This window comes from uncultured Anaerococcus sp. (assembly GCF_937934665.1).
Lineage (GTDB): Bacteria > Bacillota > Clostridia > Tissierellales > Peptoniphilaceae > Anaerococcus.
In genome coordinates this window covers 1-4,674 of the sequence record NZ_CALGYW010000095.1, presented here as the reverse complement: position 1 = coordinate 4,674, position 4,674 = coordinate 1, and the positions used below count along the sequence as shown (strand labels likewise).

Here is a 4,674-nt window from a genome sequence, read left to right as displayed (position 1 = left end):
GGCCGTTATGCTTGGATGTGGGATGATGGAGATAGAAGACACTACAAGATGCTCCGCGGAAGACTTGAGTTTAAACATGTAGACTTCTCCTACGATGGTAGAAACCAAATCCTTAAAGATGTATCTTTTTATGCAGAGCCAGGAGAAAAAATTGCCTTTGTAGGATCAACTGGAGCAGGTAAGACTACCATAACCAACGTTATAACCAGATTTTATGAAATAGATAATGGATCAATCCTGGTAGATGATATAGATGTAAGAGATATCAAAAAAGATGCCCTTAGACGTGCCTTTGGTATGGTTCTTCAGGAAGTAAATCTCTTTACGGATACCATTGAAGGTAATATCAAATACGGAAGATTAAGAGCATCGGATGAGGACATTAAGTCGGCTGCTAGACTTTCTGGAGCAGATTCCTTTATAAAAAGACTCCCAGAAAACTATAACACTGAGATTAAGGGAGATGGTTCAAGCCTATCAGACGGTCAAAACCAGCTGATTTCAATATCAAGAGCAGCTATAGCAGAACCTGCCATGTTAATTCTAGACGAGGCAACTTCATCTATAGATACTGCTACAGAAAAAGATGTAACAGAAGCTATGGATAATCTAATGACAGGATCAACTTCTATAGTTATAGCCCACAGACTATCAACCATTCAAAACTCTGATGTAATCATGGTTATGGATAATGGTAGGATAATAGAACGTGGTAATCACGAAAAATTAATAAAAGAAAAGGGAACCTACTGGCAACTTTATACCGGTAAGCTTGAACTTGATTAAATAAGACCTCTCATTCCACTTAGGATTGGGAGGTTTTTGTGTCATAATAATTTTAGGAGATTGTATGTTTAAGATATTTGTGGTTGATGATAGCCAGATTATTTCAGAAAAATTAAAAACTGAGCTTGAAAAATGGGGCTTTAGAGTTATCCTTGCAGATAATTTTGAAAGAGTTTTTGATATTTTTAAAGGGGAAAAGCCGGACCTTGTGGTTATGGATATTGGTCTTCCATTCTATGATGGATATTTTTGGACAAGGAAAATTCGTGATATTTCAAATGTGCCTATAATATTTTTATCCTCAAAGGAAGATACCATGAATAAAATTATGGCCATGGAAATGGGAGCAGATGATTTTGTGAGTAAACCCTTTGAAATGGACCTTTTACTTGCAAAAATCAAGGCACTTTTAAGAAGAACTTACGATTATAAGGAAAGTTTATCCAGGCTTGAAATTAAAGGGCTAATCCTAGATTTAAAGTCCATGACTCTTATTTTTGGCGAAAAGAGTCTTGACCTATCTAAAAATGAATTTAAAATCCTAGAAACCCTTATGGTAAATAAGGGCAATGTTGTCTCTAGAGATAGGCTTATGACAAGTTTGTGGTCAACAGATATTTACATTGACGATAATACTCTAACAGTTAATATTTCTAGGTTAAGAAAGTCTTTGTCAGAGCTTGGGGTAGATGATTTTATAAAAACCAAGCAGGGATTGGGTTATTATGTCGAGGATTAATGATTTTTTGGAAGAAAATAAGGTATCTTTTATTTTCTTTTTTATAATTAATCTTACTTATTTGCTGGTATTTTTTACTTACGACCTAGAAAAATTTCCAGTTATTTATGGTTTTTTCATAAACCTCTTTGTTTTCTTATCCTATTTTCTTTATAAGTATTTTAATAAAGAAAATCTTACTTTTAGAGAAATTTCAAAAAATCCAAGCCAGAGGGATAGGATAATTCTAGAAGAATTAGAAAATCTTGATAAAAAATACAAAGACCTCTTACTTGCCTATAATAAAATGGAAGGTGATATGAAGGATTTTTATGGGCTGTGGGTTCATGAAATAAAGACTCCTGTTGCTGAAAACAAGCTCATCTTAGCTGATAATCAGCCAGACCTTGAATTACTTATAAAAAATAATAAGAGGATTGAAGATTATTTAAACATTCTCCTTGGCTTTGTAAGGTACAATTCAAAAACCAACGACTATGTCTTTAAGGAAGTAAGAATTGAACCTTTGGTCAAGGAAATAATCAGAGAAAAGTCTTACGATTTTATTTCCAAAAAAATTAGCTTGGATGTGGGCGACCTTGGATTTATGACTATAAGTGACGAAAAATGGCTAGGTTTTATTATCAGTCAGCTTTTAAATAACGCTTTAAAATATACTAGAACAGCTGGGGAGATAAAAATATATTTTGAAAATAATTTGCTTGTAATAGAAGATAATGGAATTGGAATTAAGTCCTCTGACTTACCTAGAGTATTTGAAATGGGATATACAGGTAAAAATGGCAGAAAGTTTGCTTCTTCAACTGGGCTTGGACTTTATCTTGTAAAATCAATTGGTAAGAACCTAAATTTAGGAATAAAAATTGAATCAGAAGAGGAAAAATTTACAAAAATTATGATATCTTTCCCAAAACTTACAAAATTGTAAGAAAGTAAGTCTCTTTGTAAGCTGGGCAAAGGGACTTATTTTTATAAAGCCTTTATAATTATATTATGAGAGGTGAAAATATGTTAGAAATAAAAAACTTAAGAAAAATTTATAAGGAAAATTCAGAAAATGCTGTGACTGCCCTAAGGGATGTGAATTTGAAAGTCGAAGATGGTGACTTCCTTGCAATCATGGGCGAGTCTGGATCAGGAAAGACTACACTTTTAAATATCATTTCCCTAATTGATAAGGAAACAAGCGGACAAATTTTCCTTGATGGAGAAGAAATTTTATCTCTTTCTGATAAGGAAAAGTCAGATTTTAGGAGGGATAATTTTGGCTATATCTTCCAGGATTTTAATCTTTTAGATAATTTTGATGTGAGGGAAAATATCCTTTTGCCATTGGTTTTAAGGGAAGAAAATCCAGAAAATTTTGATCATAAGCTTATGCCTATTGTTAATAAGCTTGGAATTGCTGAACTTTTAAATAAGTATCCGGTAGAAATATCTGGTGGCCAAAAGCAAAGGGTGGCTGTGGCGAGGGCCTTGATTATAAATCCAAAAATAATTTTGGCAGATGAACCAACAGGACAACTCGATTCCTCATCTAGCGAAGATTTGTTAAATTATTTTGAAAAAATAAATGCTGAGGGAAATACTATTCTCATGGTGACCCACTCAAATATAGCAGCATCCTTTGCTAAAAGAGTTTTATTTATCAGGGACGGCAAGATTTTTAATGAAATTTATAAGGCAGACGATAGCAGGGATCAGTTTTATAAGAGAATTTCAGATTCATTAAACTTTCTAAGGGCGGCCAAAAATGAAACTCACTAAGCGCCTTGCCCTAGATGGGATTAGAAAAAATAAGGAAGTCTATCTTCCATATATTTTGATTTATGGATTTATGGTGTTTTCATTGACTTCGATTCTGCTTTTGATAAATTCACCTAGTCTTGACCAATTTTACAAAATCACAAGTGTGAGACCAGTACTTCAGATTGCAGTTTATGTAATGGGGATTTTTTCGCTGATATTTTTATATTATTCAGATGGTTTTTTATTAAACAAAAGACTTAAGGAGGTTTCCCTCTATGCGATTTTAGGCCTTGATAAAAAACATCTTTCAAAAATCTTAGCCTTAGAATCATTAATAATATCGGCTTTAGGATATTTAATAGGTATAATATCTGCTACAGTCATATATAAATTGTTAGAAACTACTTTTTTAAAACTTATGTTAGTAGAAGGAAATTTTTATCTAAGTTTTGCTAAAAATGCTTATATAAGTAGCTTTTTGGTTTTTGCAGGAATTTCCCTGCTAATTTTATTGACTAGAATTATAAAAATAAAAAGAAAATCAATTCTTGATTTATTTAAGGAAGAAAAGACGTTTAAAAGACCAAGGGGTATGGTTTTAAGTGCAATTATCGCAATAGCTTTGCTTGGGTCTGGATATTTATAGCCCAAACCATGGACAATCCTTTAAGGGCTCTTGCCTACTTTTCCTTGGCAGTTATTCTTGTAATGATAGGAACATTTTTCCTTTTCTCTTCACTTTCTATAGTGATTTTAAAATTGATGAAGGCTTCAAAATCTTATTACAAGACTGAAAGATTTATTTCGGTTTCAAGCCTTATTTTTAGGTTAAGGTCAAATGCCAAGGGTCTTGCTTCAATTACAATCATGTCTACAGCTGCAATTATTTTATTATCATCAGCCCTAGCCCTTTATAGGAGTGTTGAGGATATAGGTTCTAGACAGTATCCAAGAGCAGTGGGCTTAGCTTCTGAGGATGAATACTCAATAGACCAGGTTAAAAAAATCATCAAAGAAAATAATTTGGAAGCAAAAAATATTCAAGATTACAAAGCTGTACTTGCTTTTGAAAAAGATGGACAAAATATTAAGACCAGTGACCAATCTTACGCCTTTAAAAATCCAAATGATCTTGATGGAAAGGCCTTTGGTATCCTTGTGGAAGTTAATGGCGAATCAATACCAGAAGCTTCCAATTTAAAAGATGGGGAGTTTTTACTCTATAAAGATCCTAAGTTGGCCGAGTTATCAGAGCTTGATATTAATGGTAAAAAATTAAAGAAAAAGGCAGATATTAAGGATTATCCATATAAAAATTCTGGAAATAATTCCATAGTGTCCTACATGTTTGATTTTTATTATGTGATAGTTAAAAACTTGGATAAAAACCTAATTATAGA

At 32.6% G+C, this 4,674-nt stretch carries 5 protein-coding genes and 1 pseudogene; all 6 read left to right on the top strand.

Annotated features, from left to right (window positions below; translation table 11 throughout):
- Nucleotides 1-786: ABC transporter ATP-binding protein (locus tag Q0410_RS05230; RefSeq protein WP_299033832.1), on the top strand; the 786-nt coding region annotated here is incomplete at its 5' end.
- Nucleotides 787-850: 64 nt separating this feature from the next.
- Nucleotides 851-1,525 (top strand): response regulator transcription factor, encoded by a 675-nt coding sequence (locus tag Q0410_RS05225; protein ID WP_299033829.1) that lies wholly within the window; start codon nucleotides 851-853, stop codon nucleotides 1,523-1,525.
- Nucleotides 1,512-2,453: a sensor histidine kinase gene (locus tag Q0410_RS05220; RefSeq protein ID WP_299033826.1), complete on the top strand. Its 942-nt coding sequence runs from the start codon at nucleotides 1,512-1,514 to the stop codon at nucleotides 2,451-2,453. Before Q0410_RS05225 ends, Q0410_RS05220 begins: the two co-directional genes overlap by 14 nt.
- Nucleotides 2,454-2,533: 80 nt before the next feature.
- Nucleotides 2,534-3,292, top strand: coding sequence for an ABC transporter ATP-binding protein (locus tag Q0410_RS05215; RefSeq protein ID WP_299033823.1), 759 nt, complete (start codon nucleotides 2,534-2,536; stop codon nucleotides 3,290-3,292).
- Complete coding sequence (locus Q0410_RS05210) at nucleotides 3,279-3,920, top strand: FtsX-like permease family protein (RefSeq protein ID WP_299033820.1); 642 nt, start codon at nucleotides 3,279-3,281, stop codon at nucleotides 3,918-3,920. The genes Q0410_RS05215 and Q0410_RS05210 overlap by 14 nt, the downstream gene beginning before the upstream one ends.
- Before the next feature lie 8 nt (nucleotides 3,921-3,928).
- Nucleotides 3,929-4,674 (top strand): annotated as a pseudogene (locus tag Q0410_RS05205) (hypothetical protein); the annotation flags it as partial.